This window comes from Rothia sp. 32237D007AR (genome assembly GCF_053544675.1).
On sequence record NZ_JBPPUO010000003.1, the window covers coordinates 173,414 to 196,777 of the forward strand.

The following is a 23,364-nucleotide window of genomic DNA, read 5'->3' on the forward strand; positions in this document are numbered from 1 at the left end:
CTTACACACATGTTTGAGCTTTTTGCTGACCAGCCTCTTCTGCCGACTCTCTGGTTCGCAGTCATCGGCTTCTTCTGGGTGGGGTACATCATTCTGGACGGCTTCGACCTGGGCGTAGGTATGCTCATGAGCCGCATCTTTGCCAAGAATGAGAAAGAACGCCGCCTCCTACTGAACACCATCGGCCCTGTCTGGGACGGAAACGAAGTGTGGGTTGTTACCGCTGGCGCTGCTACCTTCGCAGCTTTCCCCCTCTGGTACGCCTCCCTCTTCTCAGCCCTCTACATTCCGCTAACCCTTGCCCTGCTAGCCCTGATTTTCCGTGCAGTAGCTATCGAATATCGCGGCAAGAAGGACTCCGAGCAGTGGATTGCAGGCTGGACCGTAGCCATCTCGGTCGGTTCTTTCTTCATCGCCTTCCTGGTCGGTGCCCTGCTGGCACTGACCTCAACCGGTCTGCCCGTCAACGCTAACGGTGACCGCGTAGGCGGTGCCTTCGCCTGGCTGACCCCCGCCGTAGTGATGGGTGGCCTAGCCATGGTCGGTGTTTCCCTGGTCATGGGCCTGGCCTTCATCGCCCTAAAGACTGACGGCGAGGTACGCCACCGTGCAGGTGCGGCCCTCACCAAGCTCTCACCGGTACTGGTACTGCCCGTTGTGGTTTGGGTTCTCTACATGCAGGTGACCACCGGTAACGGTATCTCCTACACCCTCACAGCACTTGCCGTCCTCGCTCTGCTAATCGGCTGGTTCTTTGCCAGCCGCAAGCAGGAGGGCAAGGCCTTCACCGGCTTTGCAGCCTTCATCGGTCTAGGCGTACTAGCTATCTTCTTGGCCCTGTACCCCAACGTCATGCCCTCCACCCTAGATGAGGCATACAACCTCACCATCGCCAACGCGTCAAGCTCCGAGTACACCCTGAGCGTGATGAGCTGGGTTGCTCTCTTCGGCATCCCGATTCTGTTGGTTTACCAGGGCTGGACCTACTGGGTCTTCCGCAAGCGCCTGCGCGTTGAAAGCATCCCTGATGCCCATGACGCCACCGAGCTGGCTACCCGTGCCACTCGCACAAGCGCCCACAAGGCATAGGCCAGAGCCCAAGGCACATCAAAGATAAGGACGCCGGGAGTAGTTCCCGGCGTCCTTTCGCCTACTCAGGGTGGGCAGATGTGCTCATACCCACGGCCCAGCTCATGAACCTGGGTCTACCCGGTTGGAAAGTTACCACTAGAATAGTGAACAAACTGTTCGCGGCACCAAGGACACTATTGAGAATGACTGCTCCCAGAACGAGCAAGCGGCCCCCGCTGGGCCCCCACGCCAAGAGAAACCTCACCGTTTTCGCGGTGCTTACCGCCCTCAAAACACTGGCTCTCATTGTCTTTGCCGCAGTGCTGGGCACTGCCATCACCCTGCTAGCCCGCATGACCTACGCGGTGTTCTACGAGGGCAAAACCTACGAGTCTGCCCACGCCGAGCAGCTTGCCGTCTTCGCCGGAAACGGCCAAGCCCAACTGACCGGCATCTTTTTCGCCACCCCCTTCATGCAACCGGGATTACTTTCGCTGGCAATCACCGGCGCCCTTGCACTTGTGGTTCGTGCGGCAGCTGACTGGTCTTTGAGCTTCTACGCCCAACAGGCAGCAGCGGGGGCTAAAACTACCATCCGCCGCAAACTGATTCGCCGCGTCCTTGCCACCGGTGGTATTGACACCCCCGACGGCACCGGTGCCACCGCCGTGCTTCTTTCCCGTGGTCTTAACGCCCTAGATGACTACTACACCAAAACCCTCACAGCATTTGTCTCAACAGCTGTAGTGCCCACCCTGCTTCTCGTTTTCATTGCCTTCTACGACTGGGTATCAGCCCTGGTCATTCTCTGCACCCTGCCGCTGATTCCCCTCTTCATGGTGCTCATTGGCCGTACCACCGCAGAAGATACCGCCCGCGCCCAGCGCGATTTGCTGCGCCTCTCCGATCACATCGTCGAACTGGTCAAGGGCCTACCTGTACTGGTGGGCCTGGGCCGTTCACGCGCCCAGTCAAAAGCACTAGGGGATCTAGGGGAGCGCTACCGCAAAGCCACCATGTACACCCTACGGTCAGCCTTCCTTTCCTCCCTGGCCTTGGAACTCATCACCACTATCTCGGTGGCCCTGGTTGCTGTGCTCATTGGCCTGCGCCTGGTTGAAGGAAACCTGGGGTTAGACCTTGCTCTCTTCGCCCTACTCCTGGCCCCTGAGTGCTACCAGCCCCTGCGTGATGTGGGAACCGCCTACCACCAGTCTGAGGACGGCGTTGCAGCCCTGCGCCGTGCCGAGACCATCATCAACCAGCCCATCCCACACGCCACTGTCGCCCCCGGCGGTGACCGCCTCTCGGTCCGTCAGCTCTCCGTGGCCTACCCTGGGCGCGAGCGCACCCTCACCGGTGTCAGTTTCACCCTACGACACGGCACCACCACCGCTATCACCGGCCCCTCAGGCTGCGGCAAAACCACCCTGCTCTCCGTCCTCGGCGGGGCCCTGCGCAACGACCTGGTACCCACCGGCACTACCGAACCAGTACACGTCTCTGGCCTCGTATCAGGCACCGGCGCCACCGTCTGGATTAGCCAATCACCCACCTTCATTGCCCCCACCGCCCTGGCTGAGGTTGCCCTCTACGCCACCGTCACCCGCGGCGAAGGCGCTCTAGAAGGCATCAACTATGCCTCAACCCTGCTCGATGATGCAGTCTCTTTCACCGAGGAAGACCGGAACTACTTCACTTCCTTCCTCCGCTCGGTAGGGTTAGCTGACCTCGCTAACCTCCCCCCTGAGGCACTTTCTGCCGGGCAGATGCGCCGCCTAGCTATCGCCCGCGCCCTGGCACGAGTTGCCACCTTACAGGCACAAGAAGAGCGCGTCACTGTGCTCATCGACGAACCCACAGCCCACCTTGACCCAGTCTCAGCAGCCAAGGTAAACGTCGCCCTAGCCGCCCTGCAGGAGACCGGGGCAACCCTCATTATCGTCACTCACGACACCGCCCTTGCTACTGCCACCAACAACCTGCTCCAGGCCACCCCCAAGGCCCACGGCTTCACCTGGGACCTCTCGCCCCAGAACGCAGCCGGCCTGGGCGGCTACGCCCTAGCAACCCTGGCCGATGCTGTAGCCACCGGCGAACTCGAAGATTCAGCCCCTGCGGTAGCTACCAAGCCCCCCACCTCACCTGAGCCAAGAGAGGTCGGTTCTGCGGGCGTCCTTAAAACCCTGCGACACCTGGGGGAGCTCACCGGCATCACCAAACGCGATATGGCCCTGCCGATTCTGCTATCGGTACTCACCGTGGTCTTTGCTGTCAGCCTCACCGCCCTCTCTGGCTGGCTGATTGTGCGCGCTGCTGAGCAGCCAGCCATGATGTACCTGCTGGTGGCTGTGACCGGCGTGCGCTTCTTTGGTCTAGGCCGGGCCACCTCCCGCTATGCCGAGCGCCTGCGCACCCATAACCTGGTGCTAGAGGCAGCTAACACCCTGCGCGTGCGTGCCTGGGACGCCGCTGGCCGCAGTGTACTCTCAGTGCGCTCTTTGCTCCGTGGCGACAAGATCCTTGACCGACTGGTTGGCGATATTGATGAGTTACGCGACGCTATCCCGCGCGTGGTTCTACCCGTTGCCTCCCACCTGATTGTCATGCTGCTGGTGCTGGGTGTGACTGCCTGGGCTACCCCGCAGGCCCTGCTACCGGTGGCAATTGCGGTGGTGGTTTCCACCTGTATTCTCCCGGCAATAGTCTTGCGGGCAGATCAGCGTGCTGATGCCGTCGCCCGCGGCGAAACCTCAGCCATGCTGCGCTTAGGCGTCTCAGCCCTAGATGCTGCTACCGACCTGCACAATAACGGCCTAGACCAGACCGTTGCTCTGGCTGTGTCACGTCAGGACGGCTACGCCCAGTCCTCCTATCTGAGAAGTTCCCGCGCTATCGGTGTGGGCCAGGGTCTAATGGTTGTGACCTGGTGGGGTGCCGCCTTGGCTGTGATTGCCAGTATCTGGCCTGCCGTTGAAGCCGGTAACGTGACTGCCCCGACTGCCGCTATCGTCATTTTGATGATGACCGGCCTCTTTGAGACCACTGCCTCCCACCTAGAAGCTGTACGCGGCTGGCCGGCCTTTGCCACCCTAGTAGCCCGCACCCGGTCTCACTTCGACACTGTCGATACCGCTGCGGCAGATGAGAGCGCGGACGCCGGTGCTGGCGAAATCAGAGACATCCTGGGGGACCCCGGTATTGGGGCTAAGAACCGGGCTGCTCACAGCTCCATCACTCTCGACCTTGAGTCTTTAGCTACCCGCTGGCCCGATATGGATCAGCCTGTCTTTACCGGGCTTTCAGCGTCTGTCTCTTCAGGGCAATGGCTGGGTATCACCGGCCCCTCAGGCTCCGGTAAGACCACTGCTCTTGCTACCCTCTTGGGCTTCCTCCCCGTTGAGCAGGGCCAGATTCGGGTCAACGGCCGCACCTTTGACGCCCAGTCTTTGCGCGGCTACGCGGCCTGGTGCCCCCAATCGGCCTATATCTTTGAATCCACTATCGCCAATAACCTGGCGATTGCCCGTTCAGCCGATGAGCGCCCCACCGATGAGGAAATGTACGAGGTGCTCAACCGGGTAGGCCTCGGCGATTTTGTGCGCTCCTTACCTGCCGGGTTGCAGACCCTAGTGGGAGCTGGTGGTTCTTATGTCTCCGGTGGTCAGCGTCAGCGTATCGCCATTGCCCGCACCCTACTGGTTGATTCGCCCCTGCTACTGATGGACGAGCCGACCGCTCACCTGGACGCCCCAGCCGCCGTGGCCCTCATTAACGAGGTTGCCCGAGGCACCAAGGGCACCCCCGGCCAGAAGGTTTCGGGTAAGACCAAGCTACCTGCGGTCGTCCTGGTCTCACACCGGACCGAAGACATCACCGCCTGCGATACCGTGGTCAAGCTTCGATAGGTACACAGAGAAAAGCCCACCTAGTACAATCCCGTGCAGGGAAAGAACTAGGTGGGCTTTTATGTGGGTCTTACCGGCTAGAAGAGAGCGTTCTCCTCCACCTCGGCCGATATCTCACCCTCCGCCTGAGCCTTACCCTCTGCCTGAGCCTTACCCTCTGCCTGATCCTTACCCTCTGCCTGAGTCTCAGGCTGGTTGGTGGGTTCTTTTGCTGTAACTGATGCCGGAGCCGGGGACGTCAGCTCCTGGTAGTTGGGGCCAATAGCGTCGATGCCCTGGGCTAGTAGCACCCCGGATCCATCACGGGGGCCGAACTCAGTGGGCAGGGTACGGGCAACACCTGCGGCCGAAACTGCCTTAGCCGGGCCAACACCCACCCAGGCCAGGGCTAGGGAAGATTCGCCCTTGAGGAAGCGGTGGGCGCGCATACCACCGGTTGCTCGCCCCTTCTGGGGGAACTCGGTAAGTTCAGTGACCTTGGCGGTAGCTCCTTCCTCGCCGCCGTCAGTGATGGTAACGACCTGGGCGTCCGTACCCGGTGCGGTGACACCAAAAGCAATAACCTTATCGTCCTCGGCTACCTTCATGCCCGCCATGCCGCCACCGGTACGACCCTGGGGGCGCACCTTAGCCGCATCAAAGGTAAGCAGCTTGGCTTGCTCTGTGATGAAGGTAAGGAGCGCATCGTTGGAGTCGCAGACCGCCAGGCCGATCACAGAATCCTTGGGTTTGAGCTTCATAATCTCAAACTCGGTGGCATTGAGCGGGTAATCGGGGTTGACTCGTTTGACCACGCCGCGTTCTGTGGCCAGGGCCAGAATGGAGTTGAGCGGAGCCAAACCTACCAGCTTTTCCCCACGGGCTAGGGTGATGACGTCCGTAGCCTTAACCCCGCTGGCGAGCTGGGGTGCACCTGCTGTTTCTTCAAGAACCGGCAGATCAATGACAGGTACACGAATCAGGCGGCCCGTTGAGGTAACGGCACCAATTTCACCGCGGGCACTGGTAGGCACCAGGGAGAGGTAAGCATCGTGTTTGATACGTTTACCTGGGTCAAGCAGGGGCTGGCGCTGGCCTTTAACCCCCTTAGTGCGCCCCAGCTGCCCTGATGTGGAGAGCAGAACCCAGCAGGGATCGTCCGCAATTTCCAGGGAGAGGCCGGCCTCCTTCTTGGCCTTGGAGGCGGAGGCTGAGAGGGCGGCAACCGCGTCGGCTAGCTCGTCCTTGGTCACAATCTTGGTGCGGCGGTCGGTGCCGTACTGGTCGGCAACCTGCTGCAGTTCCTCTGAGACCAGGGCGCGGAGCTTAGCGTCAGAGCCAAGAATCTCTTCAAGGGACGCAATTTCAGCTAACAGGTCATCACGCTCAGCCTCAAGTTCGATGCGGGAATACTTGGTGAGCTGGCGCAGGCGCAGCTCCAGAATGTGGTTGGCTTGCACCTCACTCAAATCGTAGATTTGCATGAGGCGCTCACGGGCCTGGGCGGTTTCATCTGATGAGCGAATAATCTGGATAACCTCGTCAATATCGACAATGGCCACCAGCAGGCCTTCAACCAGGTGCAGGCGGTCGCGGCGCTTGCCCAGGCGGTAGTTGGTGCGGCGGCGCACGACATCCAGGCGGTGATTGACGTAGACGTGCAGCAGATCGAGCAGGCCCAGAGTCTGGGGCTGGCCCTCAACCAGGGCCACGTTATTAATGCCGAAAGAATCTTCCAGCGGGGTGTGCTTGTAGAGGGCAGCCAGCACGGCCTTGGGGTTGAAGCCGTTCTTGATTTCAATGACCATGCGTAGACCGTTTTTGCGGTCGGTTAGGTCTACAACGTCAGAGATGCCCTGTAGTTTTTTGGAGTTGACGCCGTCCTTGATTTTTTCAATGACCTTCTCAGGGCCAACCAGGTAGGGCAGCTCGGTCACCACAATGCCTTGTTTGCGGGCGGTGACCTGTTCGATGGAGACCTTGGCGCGGGTCTTGAAGATGCCGCGGCCCTTTTCGTAGGCGTCTTTAATGCCGGTGGTGCCCACAATGGTGCCGCCGGAGGGAAGGTCTGGGCCGGGCACCAGCTTCATGATGTCTTTGAGGGTGGCATCGGGGTGATCGAGCAGGTGGCGGGCTGCCGCAATGACCTCGCGCAGGTTGTGTGGGGCCATGTTGGTGGCCATACCCACGGCAATACCGGCTGAGCCATTGACCAGCAGGTTGGGGTAGGCAGCAGGCAGGACGGCCGGTTGCATGAACTGGTTGTCGTAGTTGGGTACGAAGTCCACGACATCTTCATCCAGGTTGGCGGTCATAGCCAGGGCTGCCGGGGCCATGCGAACCTCGGTGTAGCGGGAGGCCGCCGGGCCATCGTCCAGGGAGCCGAAGTTGCCGTGCCCATCGACCACTGGTAGGCGCATAGAGAAGGGTTGGGCCAGTCGCACCATAGCATCGTAGATGGCGCCGTCACCGTGGGGGTGCAGCTTACCCATGACTTCGCCGATCACGCGGGCACTCTTGACGTGGCCCTTCTCTGGGCGCAAGCCCATCTGCTGCATCATGTAGAGGATGCGGCGCTGCACGGGCTTGAGGCCATCGCGGGCGTCGGGCAGAGCACGGGAGTAGATGACCGAGTAGGAGTATTCCAGGAAGCTGGTTTCCATCTCGCTGGTCACGTCGATATCGACGATATTTTCCACGACGTCGGTGGGGTAGTCATCGTGCGCGGTGGTGCGGCGAGCCATCGAGACCTCTTCCTTGGAATTCGAACATAGGTTCGTTTATTCTACCGTGAAAGGGGCCTGCTGGCAGGTTAGCTAGTGGCTTTAGCAGGTGCGAGCAGGCACAAAGAGCCCGTAGACGCCCAGCACCCCGAGACCTAGGACGGCCACACCGAATGGAACAGCTGTAGGGGAGTGGTCAGCACCGCTGGTCATAAAGGTATCAGCCAGGCCCATGCCCATATGCCAGCCCCAACCCAGGGAGAGCAGGAAGCAAGCGGCAGCTACAGCAAGAGAGCAGAAGCCGATAGCTCGCTTTGTGCTGTAAGAGGCCATGCCCCGCAACCACTCGTGCACGTTCGGCAGAGCTGCTAAAAGCAACGCAGCCATAAGGCCCCACACCATCACGACAGCGAGGTTAAACTCTTGAGACTCCTTCAGCAGGCTGTAAATCTCGCTGAGGGTGTAGCCCGGAGCCCTTGCCATTGGGTCCCACCAGAAAACATGTAGGCCGTAGTAGATAGCTAGTACCAGCCCGAGCACGCAAAAGGTAAGAGACAGGCGGACGCCCGGGGTCGGCTTTGCCTCTAGCATCTGAGGGCTGCTCGTAGGGGCGCTCTGACTGCGGAATATCTCTGTGATACCAACACCCAGCAGAGAAACCAGGCCCATGCAGAAAGAAAGGACAACAGTCCAGGTCAGCGGGGAAGCAAAGCTGTTGAATACCGATTCGGGTAGAACCCAGGCTACTGAGAGCGATAGAGCAAAGAGTACGGCAACGCCAATGGTAAGCCACCGAAAAATTACGTTCAGGGAGGCGGCTACCCGGTGGGGCTGGGCTGGCTGGTGGGATTGGGGGCGTACTGTCATAATCTCTATCCTATTTCTCTGGTGTCGGGTGCAATATATTAACGGCATATTTTCCTTGCCGAAGCCGAAAAATCGCGCCTCAGGTGGGGCGGGCGTCCGCGCCTATAAAGAAGTAAACGAAACATTTGCTTACGACCCGTCCTCAAAATATGTGAACAACGTGATACCCGGTACACTGAAAAGCAATGGCCTCGTACCCACCGGATCAGCAATAAGCACCACCCACCCGCACTATAAACGCGGCGGTACCAGCCGGTGCACGAGCCAATCGCAAGACAGTGTCGAGAGGAGTCCCACACATGAGCACTGTGGATAGCTTCGGTTCAAAAGACGTACTTTCCGTCAACGGAACCGACTATGAAATTTTCCGTCTAAAGGCAGTAGAAGGCTCACAGAAGCTGCCCTACTCCCTGAAGGTTCTCCTTGAAAACCTTCTGCGCACCGAAGACGGTGCCAACATCACCGAAGGCCACATTAAGGCCCTAGCCAACTGGGATCCTTCTGCGGAACCCGATACCGAAATCCAGTTCACCCCCGCCCGCGTCATCATGCAGGACTTCACCGGCGTCCCTTGCATCGTTGACCTTGCCACCATGCGCGAAGCCGTCAAAGAACTAGGCGGCAACCCCTCAAAGATTAACCCCCTGGCCCCTGCCGAACTGGTCATTGACCACTCCGTGCAAATCGATACCTTCGGCACCGCCGACGCTATCACCCGCAACATGGACATCGAATACCAGCGCAACGGTGAACGCTACAAGTTCCTGCGCTGGGGCCAGACCGCCTTCGACGACTTCAAGGTCGTCCCCCCTGGCATGGGTATCGTGCACCAGGTCAACATCGAATACCTGGCCCGCACCATCATGGCCCGCGAAGTAGAGGGCGTACTGCGCGCCTACCCCGACACCGTCGTAGGCACCGACTCCCACACCACCATGGTCAACGGCCTGGGCGTCCTCGGCTGGGGTGTTGGCGGTATCGAAGCTGAAGCAGCAATGCTCGGCCAGCCCGTCTCCATGCTGATTCCCCGCGTCGTCGGCTTCAAACTCACCGGCTCCATCCCCTCCGGCGCCACCGCAACCGACGTCGTCCTTACCATCACCGAGATGCTGCGCGAACACGGCGTTGTGGGCAAATTCGTTGAATTTTACGGTGAAGGCGTAGGCCAGGTGCCCCTAGCCAACCGTGCAACCATCGGTAACATGAGCCCCGAATTCGGTTCGACCGCCGCCATGTTCCCCATCGACGAGAAAACCCTCGAATACCTGCGCCTAACCGGCCGCAGCGAAGAGCAAGTCGCTCTGGTTGAGGCCTACACCAAGGAACAGGGCCTCTGGCACGACCCTGCCGCTGACGTCGAATACTCCGAGTACCTGGAACTGGACCTCTCCACCGTGGTCCCCTCCATCGCAGGGCCCAAGCGCCCCCAGGACCGCATCCTGCTCTCAGAGGCCAAGAACCAGTACGCATCAGACATCAAGAACTACGCCAAGGACGGGGAAACCGACAAGTCTGTTGAGGTCTCCATGGCCGATGGCCGCGAGTTTGAGCTCAAGAACGGCGCGGTCTCCATCGCCTCGATTACTTCTTGCACCAACACCTCCAACCCTTCTGTCATGATGGCTGCAGGTGTGCTGGCCCGCAACGCCGCCGCCAAGGGCCTGACCGCTAAGCCCTGGGTCAAGACCTCTATTGCCCCCGGCTCCAAGGTCGTCACCGACTACTACGAAAAGGCAGGGCTGCTACCTGACCTTGAGAAGCTCGGCTTCTACGTAGTCGGCTACGGTTGCACCACCTGTATCGGTAACTCCGGCCCCCTGGAACCTGAAATCTCAGAGGCTATCCAGGGCGAAGACCTCTCCGTCACCGCCGTACTCTCCGGTAACCGTAACTTCGAAGGCCGTATTTCACCAGATGTGAAGATGAACTACCTGGCCTCACCGCCGCTGGTCATTGCCTACGCCCTGGCCGGAACCATGGACTTCGACTTTGAGAAGGACGCCCTCGGCATCGACGCTGACGGTAAGGACGTCTACCTCAAGGACATCTGGCCCGACCCCGAAGAAGTACAGAAAATCATCGACGAATCAGTCGATACCGAGATGTACACCAAGGAATACAGCACCATCTTTGACGGTGACGAGCGCTGGCAGTCCCTAGACACCCCCACCGGCTCCACCTTCGAGTGGGATGAAAAGTCCACCTACGTGCGTAAGCCCCCATACTTTGAGGGGATGACCATGGATATCGCCCCCGTTGAGGATATTAAGGGCGCTCGCGTGCTGCTTAAGCTGGGCGACTCGGTCACCACCGACCACATTTCACCGGCTGGTTCCTTCACAGCAGATACCCCTGCTGGTCAGTACCTGCTGGAGAACGGTGTTGAGCGTAAGGACTTCAACTCCTATGGTTCTCGCCGTGGTAACCATGAGGTCATGATTCGTGGTACTTTCGCTAACATTCGCATCAAGAACCAGCTTCTTGATGGTGTTGAAGGCGGCTACACCCGCGACTTCACCCAGGGCGGCGAACAGTCCACCGTCTACGATGCTGCTATGAACTACCAGGACGCCGGTATCCCGCTGGTTGTTCTGGGCGGTAAGGAATACGGCACCGGCTCATCTCGTGACTGGGCTGCTAAGGGCACCACCTTGCTGGGTGTGAAGGCAGTTATTGCTGAGTCCTTTGAGCGTATCCACCGTTCAAACCTGATTGGTATGGGCGTTGTGCCCCTACAGTTCCCCGCTGGTGAGTCTCACGAGTCACTGGGCCTGACCGGTACCGAAACTTTCGATATTACTGGTCTGACCGAACTGAATGAGGGCACTACCCCTAAGACCCTTAAGGTCACTGCCACTGCAGAGGACGGCAAGGTCACCGAGTTCGATGCTGTTGTTCGTATCGATACCCCCGGTGAAGCTGACTACTACCGTAACGGCGGTATTTTGCAGTACGTTCTGCGTAACCTGGTGCGCGGCTCCTAAGTTCTAGAGCGCTAGCAGGTTGACAGTCTGTGGCCCCCACTTTTCAGTGGGGGCCACAGACTTTTTTGTGTGGTGTCTATGAGTTAGGACCAGGTGACTACTTGAAGTATGGCAAGGCATGAAGGATTTTGGGAGTAATCTGGTCCCTTTCTAAGACAAAGGACGGTCGGGGGTGAAAGATAGGGGGGGAGTGCTAGGTGAGTGGCTGGGTGGAGTCCCAGACTTGCCGCCATTTATCGGCTAGAGAATCAATGTTTTCGTGGGCGTTCAAACCGCTGGGCTGAGGGACCACCCAGAGCTGGCTCGCCGGGTTCCACCCTTCAAGGTGGGTTGTGTCTTGCTGCCCCAGTTGAGCTTTCTTGTCACCAAAGGCTGTGCGGTAGGCGGTGATGCCCGCAATGGCAACAGCCTGAGGCATGTAGAGGTGGGTGAGTTCAATCAGGCGGGGCAGGGCCTGCTGCAATTCCTGGGCGGTGAGCTGGTCAGCCCGGGCTGTGGCCCGGTCTACCAGGTTGGTGATACCGATACCCAGGTGAGCTAGCTGCTCCTCTACTTCATCGCTTAAGCCGCGTGAGGCGTCCACCCTGGGGCTCACGATCTTGGCCCTATCGAGAGAGGGCCAGAAGCGGTTGCCGGGAAAAGCGAAAGGGGCATTCACAGCGGAGGTCCACAAGCCCGGATTGATGCCTACGATGAGAAGCCGCAAGGGGGTGCCTGGGGTGGGGAGCCTATCGTCTAGGGTGCCATTGACGAAGTCGTGAAGTTGCTCCCTGGTGGGGCGTTGGCCGCCTAGAGGAGAGGGATGAAGAGTGCTCATGCCCCCACCCTACACGCACTAGCGCCCCACACAACCGAGGGTTGTGCAGGGCGCCTGTCAAGCTAAAACCTTACCGGGTGCTTACTTGGTGTTTTGGATCGGGATAGCGCCGGTCTTTACGTCATAGTAGGTCTCCCAGAAGTCAGCGTTCTTAATGCCCAGAGGGCGGGGGTCGAACAAGGGGTCAAGGCCCTGCTTCTGCTGCTGTTCGTAGTCCTTGAGGACCTTCAGAGCAGGCTTCTGGACCACCAAAATACCTACAATATTCAGCCAGGCCATCAGACCTACACCAATGTCGCCCAGGGTCCAGGCGGCACCGGCAGTATTGACGCAGCCAATGACAGTTGCGCTAAGAACCATGAGCTGCAGCAGACGCAGCAGAACATCTGCCAGGGTCTTGTTGTGCAGTTTGCGGGTGAGGTAGCGCAGGTTGGTTTCTGCCATGTAGTAGTAGGCCACGATTGTGGTGAAGGCGAAGAAGCCCAGCGATACTGCGATAAAGATGGGGCCTGCACCGGGGATGAAGGTGTCAAATGCTGACTGGGCGAAAGCCGGGCCAACGGTGACGCCCTCGGCCAGGTTGCCGGAGCCTTCAGCCAAGATGGGGGTATCTGAGGCCCCTCCTTCATAGACGCGGTACATGCCGGTTGAAAGGATCAAGAAGGCGGTAGCGGAGCAAACGAAGAGGGTGTCGATGTAGACGGCCATGGCCTGGACGAAGCCCTGGGCGCCGGGGTGGCGAACTTCGGCTGCTGCTGCTGAGTGGGGGCCGGTGCCCTGACCTGCTTCGTTGGAGTAGATACCGCGCTTGACGCCCCATTCAACAGCGGAGCCGATGATAGCGCCGAAGGTTGCGTGAAGACCAAAAGCGGAGGAGAAAATCAGGTTGATAACCTCACCGAGCATGTGAATGTTCATGAAGGCTACGATCATGGAGAGCACAATGTAGATGATGGCCATGAAGGGTACTACTACAGAGGCGAAGGTGGCGATGCGCTTGACTCCGCCGATGACGATGAAGGCCAGCAGAATGGTGATACCGGTGGCAGTCATCCAGGGGTGGACCTCCGGTACAGCACCCTGTATGGAAGCTGCAATACCGTTAGCTTGCACACCGGGGAGGAAGAAACCACAGGCTAGGACGGTAGCGAAGGCAAAGATGGAGGCGTAGACCTTAAAAAGGCCGGCGTATTTGGTGTGACGGTAGGCTTTTTCGAAGTAGTAGGCGGGGCCACCACGGTATTCGCCGGTGACCTTATCGCGTTCCTTATAAATCTGGCCGAGGGCACATTCGATGAATGAGGTAGATGAGCCCAGGAAGGCTACGGTCCACATCCAAAAGACAGCGCCGGGGCCACCGAAAGCGATTGCTGTAGCAACACCGGCGATGTTACCTGTACCGACTCGCCCGGCCAATGACATGGTCAGGGCCTGGAAAGACGATACGCCATCGGGGGAGGGCTCGCCCTTGAAGGTTGCCCGAATCATGGTGGGAATTTGACGGATCTGGAGCAGGCGGGTGCGGATGGTGAAATACACGCCAGCAGCCAGACAGAGATATACCAGCACAGGTGACCAGATAATACTGTTCACCCATTCAATTGCTGCGGTCATAGAAGAAATCCATTCATGCGGGGCTAGTTGAGGGAACTAGCATGGTAATGATTCAGCTCGCTGTGACCGTCTTTCTTGTGTCGGTGCACGCGTGAGCTGCTGGACACTGATAATAGCGGCTCATAAATATATGTCAATTGCTACGCCCACAAGAGGCGCAGCTTGGACATAGGCACCACTCTACGAGCAGCACACCTATCCATACAGGTGATTGACGAACACCCTGCTCTACCTACAGGGTAGAGAGAAGATATTTGTCCCTGATATTAATCGCAGCGTTCATATCAGCGTTAGCGACAAACCCGCATAAGCGGCAGATGAACATACCTTTGGAACGGTTGTTCTTTGCGGTATGTCCGCAGGTTGAGCATCGCCGGGAGGTATAAGACTCAAAAGCATCTCAGCTGTCCATATTTTCACAGCCTTCCCCCAACTCAAGGGGAGAAAATTCTGGGGGTCAGGTCTCTGGTCGCCGTCTACTTACTACGGGTCGGTGGGGCATGTGAGCGAACAGACCGTGCGTCGATATATTCAGGATCAGAAGAAGCGGGGGTAAAGGTCGGGTTTCTTCCCTGCCCACGGGGGGCGGGGAATCCATCCTCAAACAATCTTGAAAAACGCCACGCGTGAGAAAACCAAACTGAAACACAAGCGCCACGCCCCTGTTCATAGTGTGAATCGCTAAACCTGCACTGAAAGGGGTAAAGTTATTTAATTGCAACACAAGAGACTTTTAACCGGTGAGCGTGGCCCACAGCTACAAGGACGTTGGGGCGCAACTAGCCGGTGAACGGGGGGAGTAATCGTGGGACTACTAGAAACTATCGGTGAGCCAAGTGATCTGAACGCTCTAGATTCTGAGCAGCTCACCGAGCTTGCCCAAGAGATTCGTGAGTTCCTCGTTAATAATGTCTCTCGCACCGGCGGGCACCTAGGCCCTAACCTGGGTGTTGTGGAGCTGACCATGGGTATCCACCGGGTTTTTAACTCCCCTCACGATTCCATTGTTTTTGATACTGGCCACCAGTCCTATGTGCACAAGCTGGTCACTGGCCGCCACCATTTTGGGACTCTCCGCCAAAAGGGCGGTATCGCTGGCTACCCTGAACGCGCAGAATCTGAACACGATATTGTGGAGTCCTCTCACGCGTCCTCCTCTCTTTCTTGGGTAGACGGTATTTCTCGCGCCTACCAGCTCACCGGCCAAAAAGACCGCTACACGGTGGCCCTCATTGGCGACGGTGCCCTCACCGGCGGCATGGCCTGGGAGGCTATTAACAACATCGCGGCAGATAAGAACCGTAAGGTCATTATTGTGGTCAACGATAACGGCCGCTCTTATGCCCCTACCGTCGGTGGCTTCGCCAACCAGCTAGCTGCCCTGCAACACGAATTGCAGAACCGCCTGGATAAGGTGCGCCTAGATTCGCGCTATGAGCGCACCCTGGCGGCTGCCCGTACCAAGCTACAAAAGGGTGGCTCAGTGGGGCAGATGATTTACCGCGGCCTGCACGGTATGAAAGCCGGAATTAAGGACGTCATGGTCCCCGGCGGCATCTTTGAAGATCTTGGCATGAAGTATGTGGGCCCCATTGACGGGCACGATATAGAGGCTGTAGAAACAGCCCTCGAATCAGCCAAAAAATTTGGTGGCCCCGTTATCGTGCACGCCATTACTGAAAAGGGGCACGGCTACGCCCCCGCAGTCAGCAATAAGGACGACATGTTCCACGCGGTGGGTGTGATTGACCCTGGCACCGGCCAGGCCCTGGCTCAGTCCTCCGGAACCTCCTGGACCAGTGTCTTTGCCCAAGAAATTAAAGATATCGCTGATGAACGTGAGGATATTGTTGGCATTACCGGCGCCATGCTCATCCCTGTTGGGCTTAACCTTATGGCCGCAGCCCACCCTGAGCGCGTCATTGACGTAGGCATTGCCGAGCAGCATGCGGTGGCTATGAGCGCCGGTCTAGCCTACGGGGGCCAGCACCCTGTCATTGCTCTTTACGCCACCTTCCTTAACCGCGGCTTTGACCAGCTACTCATGGACGTTGCCCTGCACAAGGCTGGGGTTACTATCGTGCTGGATCGCTCCGGTATCACCGGCCCCGATGGGGCCTCCCACCATGGCATGTGGGATCTGGCCATGCTCCAGTTTATCCCTGGCCTGCACCTAGCTGCCCCCCGCGATGCTGCAACCCTACGCGAAGAACTGCGTGAAGCTGTGTCAATGTGCCAGGCCCCCACCGTGGTGCGCTACCCCAAGGGTTCAGTGGGCACCGACATCCCTGCCCTGGAACGTCTAACTGACGGTACGGACGTCCTAGCCCGCCAGGGCGAACCCAATGCAGAGAGCGGCCAACGTGATGTGCTCCTGATCGGCGTGGGTGCCTTCGCCCGCCTAGCTCTTGATACCGCAGCCCTGCTTACCGAGCAGGGAGTCAGCGTCACCGTCATTGACCCCCGCTGGGTTATGCCCGTCCCTGCCAGCGTCCTCACCCTTGCCGGTGAACACCGCATCGTTGTTTCCCTAGAGGACGGGGTGCGGGCAGGTGGGGTAGGTTCGCGCATCCGCCAAGAAATGCGAGCAGCGGGCATTGACACCGCCCTCAACGAACTTGGCCTGCCAGCTGAGTTCATTAAGCACGCCGAACGAGAAGAAATCCTCGAAGAGGTTGGGCTGACCCCTGAAAAAATCAGTGCCGATATTCTGGCTCAGCTTGCTGGGAACATGGTTCCTTTTGCCCGCACCGAAGGGGAAAAACCTAAGCACATCAGCTAGGTGACAATGAAGGCACCGTAAGGTATGTCTAGAACGGGATTGGCAGGCTCACAGCGAGCGTGAGGCTGCCAATCCCGTAACTTTTTATCCTAGGAAACCCAGATCCGGCCGTCCTTGATATCAACTGTGAACTCAGGCAGGGCAGTTTCAGCCGGGCCGCCTTGCACCGAACCGTCCTCTAAAGAGAATAAGGACGTGTGGCAGGGGCAGACCATAGTTTTTTCCTGCTGGGCGTTGAGCTGGCAGCCCTGGTGGGTGCATACCGATGAGAAGGCGTGGAAGGTGCCCGCAGTCGGCTGGGTAATCATCACGGTCACCCCGTCATTATTCGCCTGAATAACGCCCCCGACCGGGACATCCTCAACAGCAGCCATATCGGTGGGCTTGGGCGGGCGGCCATCGCTAGCGGTCAAACTCTCAGACTCACCCGAACCACCGCAGGCAGTCAGCAGCGCAGCACCGGCACCTAGCCCCGCCGTGCCAGCAACAGCCTGGCGGCGAGTTAGCCCGCGCTCACCGGCCCCAGCCTGTTCCGCCGGTGTGGGGGCGTCCTTCTTTTCCTTCTGACAACCACAGTTAGTGCACATAATCCAACCTTATTTCTTCGATACATTTCTGACCCGAGCAAAAATATCAGCCAGGTCAGAGGCCATGAGTTCAATCTGCCACTGGCGCGCCCCCAGGTCAAGCAGGGCTCCCTTTATTTCCTCCAGAGACGACCCAGCAGGCGGATCCCAACACAACCGGCGTAAGACATCGGGGGCTAAAACATTTTCCTGCGGTATATTCAAGCGCTCACCCACAGCAAGCACCGCAGGCTTAGCCTCAGCAATCAAAAGGGCAGACTCAGGGCGCTTAACCTCCCAAGCCTTGAGCGGCGGAGGGCCAGAGGCAGGGGTGGTAAAAGGTACCGGATCAGCCTCCTTCTTAGCCTCAGCCAGGGCCTTCAACCACCGAGGGGCCTCCCGTTTCAAAGCCCGCGTCTGAAAACCAGGGATCTGCAAAATAGCAGGAACAGTACGCGGCATCAGCCGGGCCGCAGTAATCAAAGAGGCATCAGGTAGCAGCCGTTTAGGGGCAAGATCCTTCTTCTGTGCCAGGTGCTCACGCTCATACCAGAGGTTGCGCAGGGCAGTGAGCTGGCGGCGGGTCCTCACATCACGAATACCCTTAGTTTTACGCCAGGGGTCGGGTTTCTCTTCCCGCTCCGGGTGCTCACAGACATACCGGAACTCTTCAAGAGCATAGGACAGCTTGCCCTGGGCGCGCAGCTCTTCTTCCACCGCATCGCGCAAATCAAGCAGAACATCAACATCTAAAGCCGCATAATTTAGCCAGGCAGTAGGCAAAGGGCGGTGGGACCAGTCCACCGCAGAATGCTCCTTAGCCAACTTATAGCCCAGCAGGTTCTCCACCATATAGCCCAGCCCCACGCGCTCAAACCCCGCCAGGCGTCCGCCCAGCTCAGTATCAAAGAGCGCATCAGGGTACATACCAATCTCAGCTAAACAGGGTAAATCCTGGGTGGCAGCATGAAGCACCCACTCAGCCCCAGCCAGGGCCTCATTAATGGGGGTAAGATCATCAAAGCTTTCGGGGTCAATCAGAATCACCCCAGAATTCCCGCGCTTGAGCTGCACCAAAAAAGCGCGCTGACCATAGCGAATACCAGAAGCTCGCTCAGTATCAACCGCAACCGGGCCGCTCTCGGCCGCCAAAATATCGGCAACACGCCGCAGGCCACGCTCAGTATTAATGACGCTGGGGGTCCCGCCCTCAGGCTCGTCCAGATAGACCAGCTCAGGAATAGTTACCCCTTCGGGTAAAACAAAATGAGCACCTGTTCCCCCTTCAGGTTGCGCCACCATAAAACTCCCTTCCGGTGGAAAAACTACCTCCCCATTATGCCAGCTTTACCCAGCCACATGGGGCTACACAGGCACCTAACCCCTCAGGAGCTAGGAGAGTGCGCAAGTTTTACCTTACGATTCCACAGGCTTTTCGTGGAGCCTGAGGCTAATGGAATTAATGCAGTAGCGCAGGTCAGTGGGGGTATCGTACCCCTCACCCTCAAACACATGCCCCAGGTGCGAATCACAGGCAGCGCAGCGCACCTCACGGCGCACCATCCCCATAGACCGGTCCACAACATAGCGCACCCGGTCAGCAGCTAGCGGCTCAAAGAAAGAAGGCCAACCACAGTGGCTCTCAAACTTCTCCGTAGAACGAAAAAGCTCAGCACCGCAGGCCCTACACGCATACACACCCTCAGTTTTCGTATCCCAATACTGGCCGGTAAAAGCCCGCTCCGTACCACCTTGACGCAGCACAGCGTACTCATCTGGGTTCAGTACCTCCTTCCAATTCTTAGTGACAGCACCAAGACCAGGCAGAGAATCACTCATGGTTTGCTCGCTTTCATCACAGCGGTATCTGTTCACCAGTATAAGCAGGCACAAGAGGCACTTATTCCCGTACACTGGGCACTATGGCTATTGAGCACGCAGCACGTAAGACCTCTGCCCGCACCCTCACCTTGGCCACCGTCGCTGGTGCCGCCGGCGCCGCCGGGGCGACCCTGGCCTGCACAGCGGCCCTAGGCGCAGCAGGGGTCGCCACCCACTTCGCCCGAAAAGTTGTGGTTCCCCCCAAAGCCCCAGTTGAGGACGTCCGCGTCCACTCCCTGGGCTATAAGAGCGCCGATATAGACCAAGACCAGCAGCCCACCAGCATCCGCATCGACGCCACCGACTACACCCTAGCCCCAGGGCACTACGGCTTCTACTTCTCAGGAGGGGCAGGCTTCGCCCTTTTAGGGGAACTAACCTCCTACCTACCAGGGGACAAAACCGTGGTGCGAAGCATCGAAAAAATCTACCGGGGCGACATCACCGACATTAAGCGCGGACGCCTGACCGGAGTAGTCGCCACAGGCCCGGCCATGGCCGGCTACCAGGCAGAGGACATTGAGCTTTCCCTACCGGTAGGCCCAGCCCCTGCCTGGGTGATCCACCCCGCCGCCAGACTAAACGAAGAATCAAGCGAAGAAAAAAGCGAAGAAAACCAGGGCACACAACCGAGTGAAACCTGGGCCATCATGGTCCACGGCATGGGCGCAACCCGCGCCGAAACCCTCCGCGCACTCCACGCCACCCAGGCACTAGGTCTCACCAGCCTACACATGAGCTACCGCAACGACCGCGAAGCACCCGCCAGCGAAGACGGCCGCTACGGGCTAGGCTTCACCGAATGGCGAGACGTCGAAATAGCCATCGACTACGCCCTCACCCACGGCGCTCGCAGCGTGGTGCTCTTTGGGTGGTCCATGGGCGGGTCCATCTGCATGCAGACCGCCGATTTAGCCCGCAACCGCTGGGCTATTGAAGCCCTGGTACTCGATGGCCCTGCCCTGGACTGGCTTGAGCTCATCCAGTACCACACCCACCTGAACAAGATTCCTCTGCGCATCGGCCAGCTGGGGGTGCAGATGATTACCCACCCTGCCCTCAGCACCCTCACCGGGCTGAAAGAACCCATCAGCCTGCAACAGATTTCCTGGCCCCACCGGGCAGACGACATCACCGTGCCCACCCTAATCATGCACTCGGTCGATGACACCTACGTACCCCACCAGCCCTCCCAGGCCCTAGCAGAGCTCTCAGCCCTGGTGGACTTCGTGCCCTTTGACAAGGCCCCTCACACCCGCGAATGGAACGTAGACCCCCAACGCTGGTTCGAGACCGTCACCAACTGGCTAAGCAGCCGCAATATCGGCGTAAGCCCCCTGCGTCAGGGCGACCAAATCGTCGGCAGCTAGCTCAACATCTAGCCCACGGCGACCACCAGAGACCAAAATCGTGTCAAATAACTGGGCCGTCTCATCCACCAAAGTAGGGTGAGCCGTCTTCTGCCCCAAGGGCGAAATCCCACCAACCACATAGCCGGTGCGTTTCTCTGCAACATCTGGGGCAGCCATCTTCGCTGACTTCCAACCCAAAGCCGCCGCCGCAGCCTTCACATTCAGCTTGCCACCGACCGGCACCACACAAATCGCAAAATCCTTCTCATGAGTAATCATGAGAGTCTTAAAAACCTGCTCAGGTGAGCGGCCCAGCTTCTGTGCAGCCTCCAACCCAAAGTTCGTCTCACCATCAACATGCTCATACTCGCGCACCTCAAAAGCGGTGCCCGACTGCTGCAACAGCGCCAGGGCAGCAGTAGCTGCCCCCTTCTTCTTTGCCTTAGCCATCAGCTCTCATCCTTTCACTCAATGACCGGTCTGCACCTACCAGCTTAAAACGAGAAGCCGCCCACCGGCGTCCGCCCACCGCCTGATAAAGCAATCTGTGAACAAGCCAACCGGCTTAAAGTCAGTCAGCCACTAAGACCTGTCGCAAGATTGGGTAACCCTCCCCGCCAGCTACTAGACTGTGGGTGTACCCAGCACCAGCGCACCGCCGCGCCCAAGTGAAAGACCGCCCGTGGCAACCTATACCCACCTCACCGACCGCACCCCCCACGTCTCAGCCGACGAACTACTCTCAGGGTTCCGGCCCTCAGAACGATTCGGTGAAGTGTCTTTCAATACCTACCACCCCGACCCCGCCCAGCCCACCCAACAAGCAGCCGTGGACGCCCTGCGCGTCTTCGGTGAAACCATCAACCGTAGCGGGTCAGCCAGCGGGGGAGGGTTCTTCTCGAAACTCTTTGGCAGCGGCAAGAAAAAGGACGCCACCAAGGCAGGGCTCTACCTAGACGGCGGCTTCGGCGTGGGTAAAACCCACCTGCTGGCCTCCCTCTGGCACATGGTGGAAGGCCCTAAAGCCTTCGGCACCTTCGTCGAATACACCAACCTGGTCGGCGCCCTCACCTTCCGCAAAACCCTTGAAGCGCTCTCCCACTACAAGCTGGTCTGCATCGACGAATTTGAACTCGATGACCCCGGTGACACCGTCCTGATGTCCCGCCTCATGCGCGAACTAGCCGAAGCCGGTGTAAAAATTGTTGCCACCTCCAACACCCTGCCCGGCGCCCTAGGTGAAGGCCGCTTCGCAGCTGCCGACTTCAAACGCGAAATCCAGGTGCTGGCCGACCAGTTTGATGTTCTCCGCGTCGATGGGGAAGACTTCCGCCACCGCGGCCTACCAGCTGCACCTGCACCCGTAGCAGACACCGACCTAGAAAACCTTGTTGAGGAACGCTTCGGGACTCTAGGAACTGTCGCCATCGACGACTTTGAAACCCTCATCGACCATCTCTCCCGCGTACACCCCTCCCGCTACCGCCAACTCATCGACGGTATCGACGCCATCGCCTGGCACAAGGTCACCACCATCACCCAACAGGCAGTAGCCCTACGCTTCGTCGTACTCGCTGACCGCCTCTACGACAAGGACCTGCCCATCATCGCCTCCGGGGTGCCCTTTGACCAGGTCTTTGCCGAAGAGATGATGGCCGGCGGCTACCAAAAGAAATACTTCCGCGCGATTTCACGCCTGACCGCCCTAGCCCGCCAAGGGACGCTCAGCGAGGCAGCCTAGCCGGGGAACCCCAACTCAGCCCAACGATCCCGGGTCAGCTCCGCAGCCCGAACATCGAGCAGGGGGACAGAGCCGTCCTCTAAGGGGCGGCCTGGTTCACTCTTCAGAAGAGTACGAAAATCAGTAAAACCAACCCTGCGCACCACCTGCTCAGAAGAACCGTTCTCCACCAAGGCCTTCCAAATCAGCCGGTCAAGACCAAGCCCCTGAGGGTCCAGCGCAAACCCCGCAACCATTCCCAGGGCTTCAGTTATCAGCCCCTGCCCGCGACTACCTGGCGCTAACCAGTACCCCACCTCCGCAGCAGAATCTGTGACGTTAAAGAGGCTCACCACGCCAGCCAATACACCGCTGGCATCAATACCCCACACCAGCTCATGCCCACTCTCACCGGCCTGATGCGTATAAGCAATAAAATCGCGGGCTGTTTGCTCTGTGTAATTGAGCGGAACAGACAGGCAAAAACGCTGAATATCCGGGTCTTGGCAGGCCTGGTTGATTGCTATTGCGTCAGCCTCCCGTAAAGGGCGCAAGGTAAAGCGTTCGGTTAATAGCTGGGGGTGCATACCAACTCCACATTCGATAGAAAACTTTCTGCCCAGTCTACGCACCCCAGGATAATGTGGTGCAAGGCATAAAAGAAAAATTTTGGGTCAAACCCAGAACTTGCGGCAAAAACCCCGAAAATACGCGGTAAAAAAGGGTTTACAAGAAGGTGCTGCCCGATTTGGCAGAGCCTCAAAAAGTGTGTAAAGTATTTTCTCGTTGGTTCGGTTCCCCAAAGGAACTGAAACACAATGCGGTTGTAGCTCAGTTGGTAGAGCACCACCTTGCCAAGGTGGATGTCGCGAGTTCAAGTCTCGTCAACCGCTCGCAACACTCTCACGAGTGTTATGCGCGATTGGCGCAGCGGTAGCGCACTTCCTTGACATGGAAGGGGTCACTGGTTCGATCCCAGTATCGCGCACTGGATGAAAATCCACTGCAAATAATTGCATCTGCGGTTGTAGCTCAGTTGGTAGAGCACCACCTTGCCAAGGTGGATGTCGCGAGTTCAAGTCTCGTCAACCGCTCCAGGC

At 58.6% G+C, this 23,364-nt stretch carries 16 protein-coding genes, 3 tRNA genes and 1 pseudogene; 10 read left to right on the forward strand and 10 right to left on the reverse strand.

The features are described 5' to 3' along the window. Nucleotides 1-9: 9 nt before the first annotated feature. Both cydB and cydC read left to right on the forward strand, forming a co-directional pair. Nucleotides 10-1,089: a cytochrome d ubiquinol oxidase subunit II gene (gene cydB / locus ACED87_RS03525; RefSeq protein WP_449082777.1), complete on the forward strand. Its 1,080-nt coding sequence runs from the start codon at nucleotides 10-12 to the stop codon at nucleotides 1,087-1,089. Nucleotides 1,090-1,274: 185 nt separating this feature from the next. Then, nucleotides 1,275-4,979, forward strand: a complete 3,705-nt coding sequence (gene cydC, locus ACED87_RS03530; protein WP_449082779.1) for a thiol reductant ABC exporter subunit CydC — start codon at nucleotides 1,275-1,277, stop codon at nucleotides 4,977-4,979. A 77-nt stretch (nucleotides 4,980-5,056) separates the two neighbouring features. On the opposite strand, the gene ACED87_RS03535 is transcribed toward cydC, so the two are convergent. Together ACED87_RS03535 and ACED87_RS03540 are read right to left on the reverse strand one after the other, a co-directional pair. Then, nucleotides 5,057-7,702, reverse strand: a complete 2,646-nt coding sequence (locus tag ACED87_RS03535) for a DNA gyrase/topoisomerase IV subunit A (RefSeq protein ID WP_449089614.1) — start codon at nucleotides 7,700-7,702, stop codon at nucleotides 5,057-5,059. Between the two features lie 81 nt (nucleotides 7,703-7,783). Continuing rightward, a complete protein-coding gene (locus ACED87_RS03540; protein WP_449082783.1) occupies nucleotides 7,784-8,548 on the reverse strand; it encodes a hypothetical protein in 765 nt (254 codons plus the stop codon). Between the two features lie 299 nt (nucleotides 8,549-8,847). On the opposite strand from ACED87_RS03540, the gene acnA reads away from it, so the two are divergent. Continuing rightward, complete coding sequence (gene acnA, locus ACED87_RS03545; protein WP_449082785.1) at nucleotides 8,848-11,532, forward strand: aconitate hydratase AcnA; 2,685 nt, start codon at nucleotides 8,848-8,850, stop codon at nucleotides 11,530-11,532. Between the two features lie 193 nt (nucleotides 11,533-11,725). Here acnA and ACED87_RS03550 read toward each other — a convergent pair whose 3' ends face one another. The 3 genes and pseudogenes from ACED87_RS03550 to ACED87_RS03560 all read right to left on the reverse strand — a co-directional run. Continuing rightward, the gene (locus ACED87_RS03550; RefSeq protein WP_449082787.1) at nucleotides 11,726-12,349 is read right to left on the reverse strand and encodes a mismatch-specific DNA-glycosylase; all 624 of its coding nucleotides are present in this window, start codon (nucleotides 12,347-12,349) and stop codon (nucleotides 11,726-11,728) included. An 81-nt stretch (nucleotides 12,350-12,430) separates the two neighbouring features. Further along, entirely contained in the window at nucleotides 12,431-13,963 is a 1,533-nt protein-coding gene (locus ACED87_RS03555) for an alanine/glycine:cation symporter family protein (RefSeq protein WP_449082789.1), read from the reverse strand. A gap of 232 nt (nucleotides 13,964-14,195) precedes the next feature. Further along, nucleotides 14,196-14,342, reverse strand: a pseudogene (locus ACED87_RS03560) (zinc ribbon domain-containing protein); the annotation flags it as partial. Nucleotides 14,343-14,360: 18 nt separating this feature from the next. On the opposite strand from ACED87_RS03560, the gene ACED87_RS03565 reads away from it, so the two are divergent. After that, a complete protein-coding gene (locus ACED87_RS03565) occupies nucleotides 14,361-14,519 on the forward strand; it encodes a transposase (RefSeq protein ID WP_449082852.1) in 159 nt (52 codons plus the stop codon). Between the two features lie 249 nt (nucleotides 14,520-14,768). Then, on the forward strand, nucleotides 14,769-16,745 hold the full coding sequence (gene dxs / locus ACED87_RS03570) for a 1-deoxy-D-xylulose-5-phosphate synthase (RefSeq protein WP_449082791.1): 1,977 nt from the start codon (nucleotides 14,769-14,771) through the stop codon (nucleotides 16,743-16,745). An 89-nt stretch (nucleotides 16,746-16,834) separates the two neighbouring features. On the opposite strand, the gene ACED87_RS03575 is transcribed toward dxs, so the two are convergent. From ACED87_RS03575 to msrB, 3 genes are all read right to left on the reverse strand, one after another. After that, nucleotides 16,835-17,332: a Rieske (2Fe-2S) protein gene (locus tag ACED87_RS03575; protein WP_449082793.1), complete on the reverse strand. Its 498-nt coding sequence runs from the start codon at nucleotides 17,330-17,332 to the stop codon at nucleotides 16,835-16,837. A gap of 9 nt (nucleotides 17,333-17,341) precedes the next feature. Beyond that, nucleotides 17,342-18,613, reverse strand: a complete 1,272-nt coding sequence (locus ACED87_RS03580) for an HRDC domain-containing protein (protein WP_449082795.1) — start codon at nucleotides 18,611-18,613, stop codon at nucleotides 17,342-17,344. A 114-nt stretch (nucleotides 18,614-18,727) separates the two neighbouring features. After that, nucleotides 18,728-19,150, reverse strand: coding sequence for a peptide-methionine (R)-S-oxide reductase MsrB (msrB, locus tag ACED87_RS03585; protein ID WP_449082797.1), 423 nt, complete (start codon nucleotides 19,148-19,150; stop codon nucleotides 18,728-18,730). A gap of 83 nt (nucleotides 19,151-19,233) precedes the next feature. Here msrB and ACED87_RS03590 point away from each other — a divergent pair, with 83 nt between their 5' ends. Next, the gene (locus tag ACED87_RS03590; RefSeq protein WP_449082799.1) at nucleotides 19,234-20,562 is read left to right on the forward strand and encodes an alpha/beta hydrolase family protein; all 1,329 of its coding nucleotides are present in this window, start codon (nucleotides 19,234-19,236) and stop codon (nucleotides 20,560-20,562) included. Here the strand turns inward: ACED87_RS03590 and ybaK are convergent. Continuing rightward, complete coding sequence (gene ybaK, locus ACED87_RS03595; RefSeq protein WP_449082801.1) at nucleotides 20,500-20,994, reverse strand: Cys-tRNA(Pro) deacylase; 495 nt, start codon at nucleotides 20,992-20,994, stop codon at nucleotides 20,500-20,502. The two genes, ACED87_RS03590 and ybaK, sit on opposite strands and share 63 nt — an antisense overlap. A gap of 232 nt (nucleotides 20,995-21,226) precedes the next feature. Between ybaK and zapE the strand changes: the two genes are divergently transcribed. Continuing rightward, nucleotides 21,227-22,285: a cell division protein ZapE gene (zapE, locus tag ACED87_RS03600; protein WP_449082802.1), complete on the forward strand. Its 1,059-nt coding sequence runs from the start codon at nucleotides 21,227-21,229 to the stop codon at nucleotides 22,283-22,285. Here zapE and ACED87_RS03605 read toward each other — a convergent pair. Next, nucleotides 22,282-22,851 carry a GNAT family N-acetyltransferase gene (locus ACED87_RS03605; protein WP_449082803.1) on the reverse strand — a complete coding sequence of 190 codons (570 nt, stop codon included), beginning with the start codon at nucleotides 22,849-22,851 and terminating at the stop codon, nucleotides 22,282-22,284. The genes zapE and ACED87_RS03605 overlap by 4 nt on opposite strands. 233 nt (nucleotides 22,852-23,084) lie before the next feature. Here ACED87_RS03605 and ACED87_RS03610 point away from each other — a divergent pair. The 3 genes from ACED87_RS03610 to ACED87_RS03620 all read left to right on the forward strand — a co-directional run bounded on the left by ACED87_RS03610 (nucleotide 23,085) and on the right by ACED87_RS03620 (nucleotide 23,361). Further along, a tRNA-Gly gene (locus ACED87_RS03610) sits at nucleotides 23,085-23,157 on the forward strand. A gap of 23 nt (nucleotides 23,158-23,180) precedes the next feature. After that, nucleotides 23,181-23,252: transfer RNA gene (locus ACED87_RS03615), tRNA-Val, on the forward strand. A gap of 33 nt (nucleotides 23,253-23,285) precedes the next feature. Further along, nucleotides 23,286-23,361, forward strand: a tRNA-Gly gene (locus ACED87_RS03620). The last annotated feature ends 3 nt before the right edge of the window (nucleotides 23,362-23,364 follow it).

What these genes read in the sequence shown, in the direction of transcription:
- ybaK (WP_449082801.1), bottom strand. Translation starts at nt 20,994, where the DNA reads ATGGCTAAGGCAAAGAAGAAGGGGGCAGCTACTGCTGCCCTGGCGCTG.
- ACED87_RS03590 (WP_449082799.1), top strand. Translation starts at nt 19,234, where the DNA reads ATGGCTATTGAGCACGCAGCACGTAAGACCTCTGCCCGCACCCTCACC.
- ACED87_RS03555 (WP_449082789.1), bottom strand. Translation starts at nt 13,963, where the DNA reads ATGACCGCAGCAATTGAATGGGTGAACAGTATTATCTGGTCACCTGTG.
- cydB (WP_449082777.1), top strand. Translation starts at nt 10, where the DNA reads ATGTTTGAGCTTTTTGCTGACCAGCCTCTTCTGCCGACTCTCTGGTTC.
- msrB (WP_449082797.1), bottom strand. Translation starts at nt 19,150, where the DNA reads ATGAGTGATTCTCTGCCTGGTCTTGGTGCTGTCACTAAGAATTGGAAG.
- ACED87_RS03580 (WP_449082795.1), bottom strand. Translation starts at nt 18,613, where the DNA reads ATGGTGGCGCAACCTGAAGGGGGAACAGGTGCTCATTTTGTTTTACCC.
- ACED87_RS03535 (WP_449089614.1), bottom strand. Translation starts at nt 7,702, where the DNA reads ATGGCTCGCCGCACCACCGCGCACGATGACTACCCCACCGACGTCGTG.
- ACED87_RS03575 (WP_449082793.1), bottom strand. Translation starts at nt 17,332, where the DNA reads ATGTGCACTAACTGTGGTTGTCAGAAGGAAAAGAAGGACGCCCCCACA.
- cydC (WP_449082779.1), top strand. Translation starts at nt 1,275, where the DNA reads ATGACTGCTCCCAGAACGAGCAAGCGGCCCCCGCTGGGCCCCCACGCC.
- acnA (WP_449082785.1), top strand. Translation starts at nt 8,848, where the DNA reads ATGAGCACTGTGGATAGCTTCGGTTCAAAAGACGTACTTTCCGTCAAC.
- ACED87_RS03550 (WP_449082787.1), bottom strand. Translation starts at nt 12,349, where the DNA reads ATGAGCACTCTTCATCCCTCTCCTCTAGGCGGCCAACGCCCCACCAGG.
- ACED87_RS03540 (WP_449082783.1), bottom strand. Translation starts at nt 8,548, where the DNA reads ATGACAGTACGCCCCCAATCCCACCAGCCAGCCCAGCCCCACCGGGTA.
- ACED87_RS03605 (WP_449082803.1), bottom strand. Translation starts at nt 22,851, where the DNA reads ATGCACCCCCAGCTATTAACCGAACGCTTTACCTTGCGCCCTTTACGG.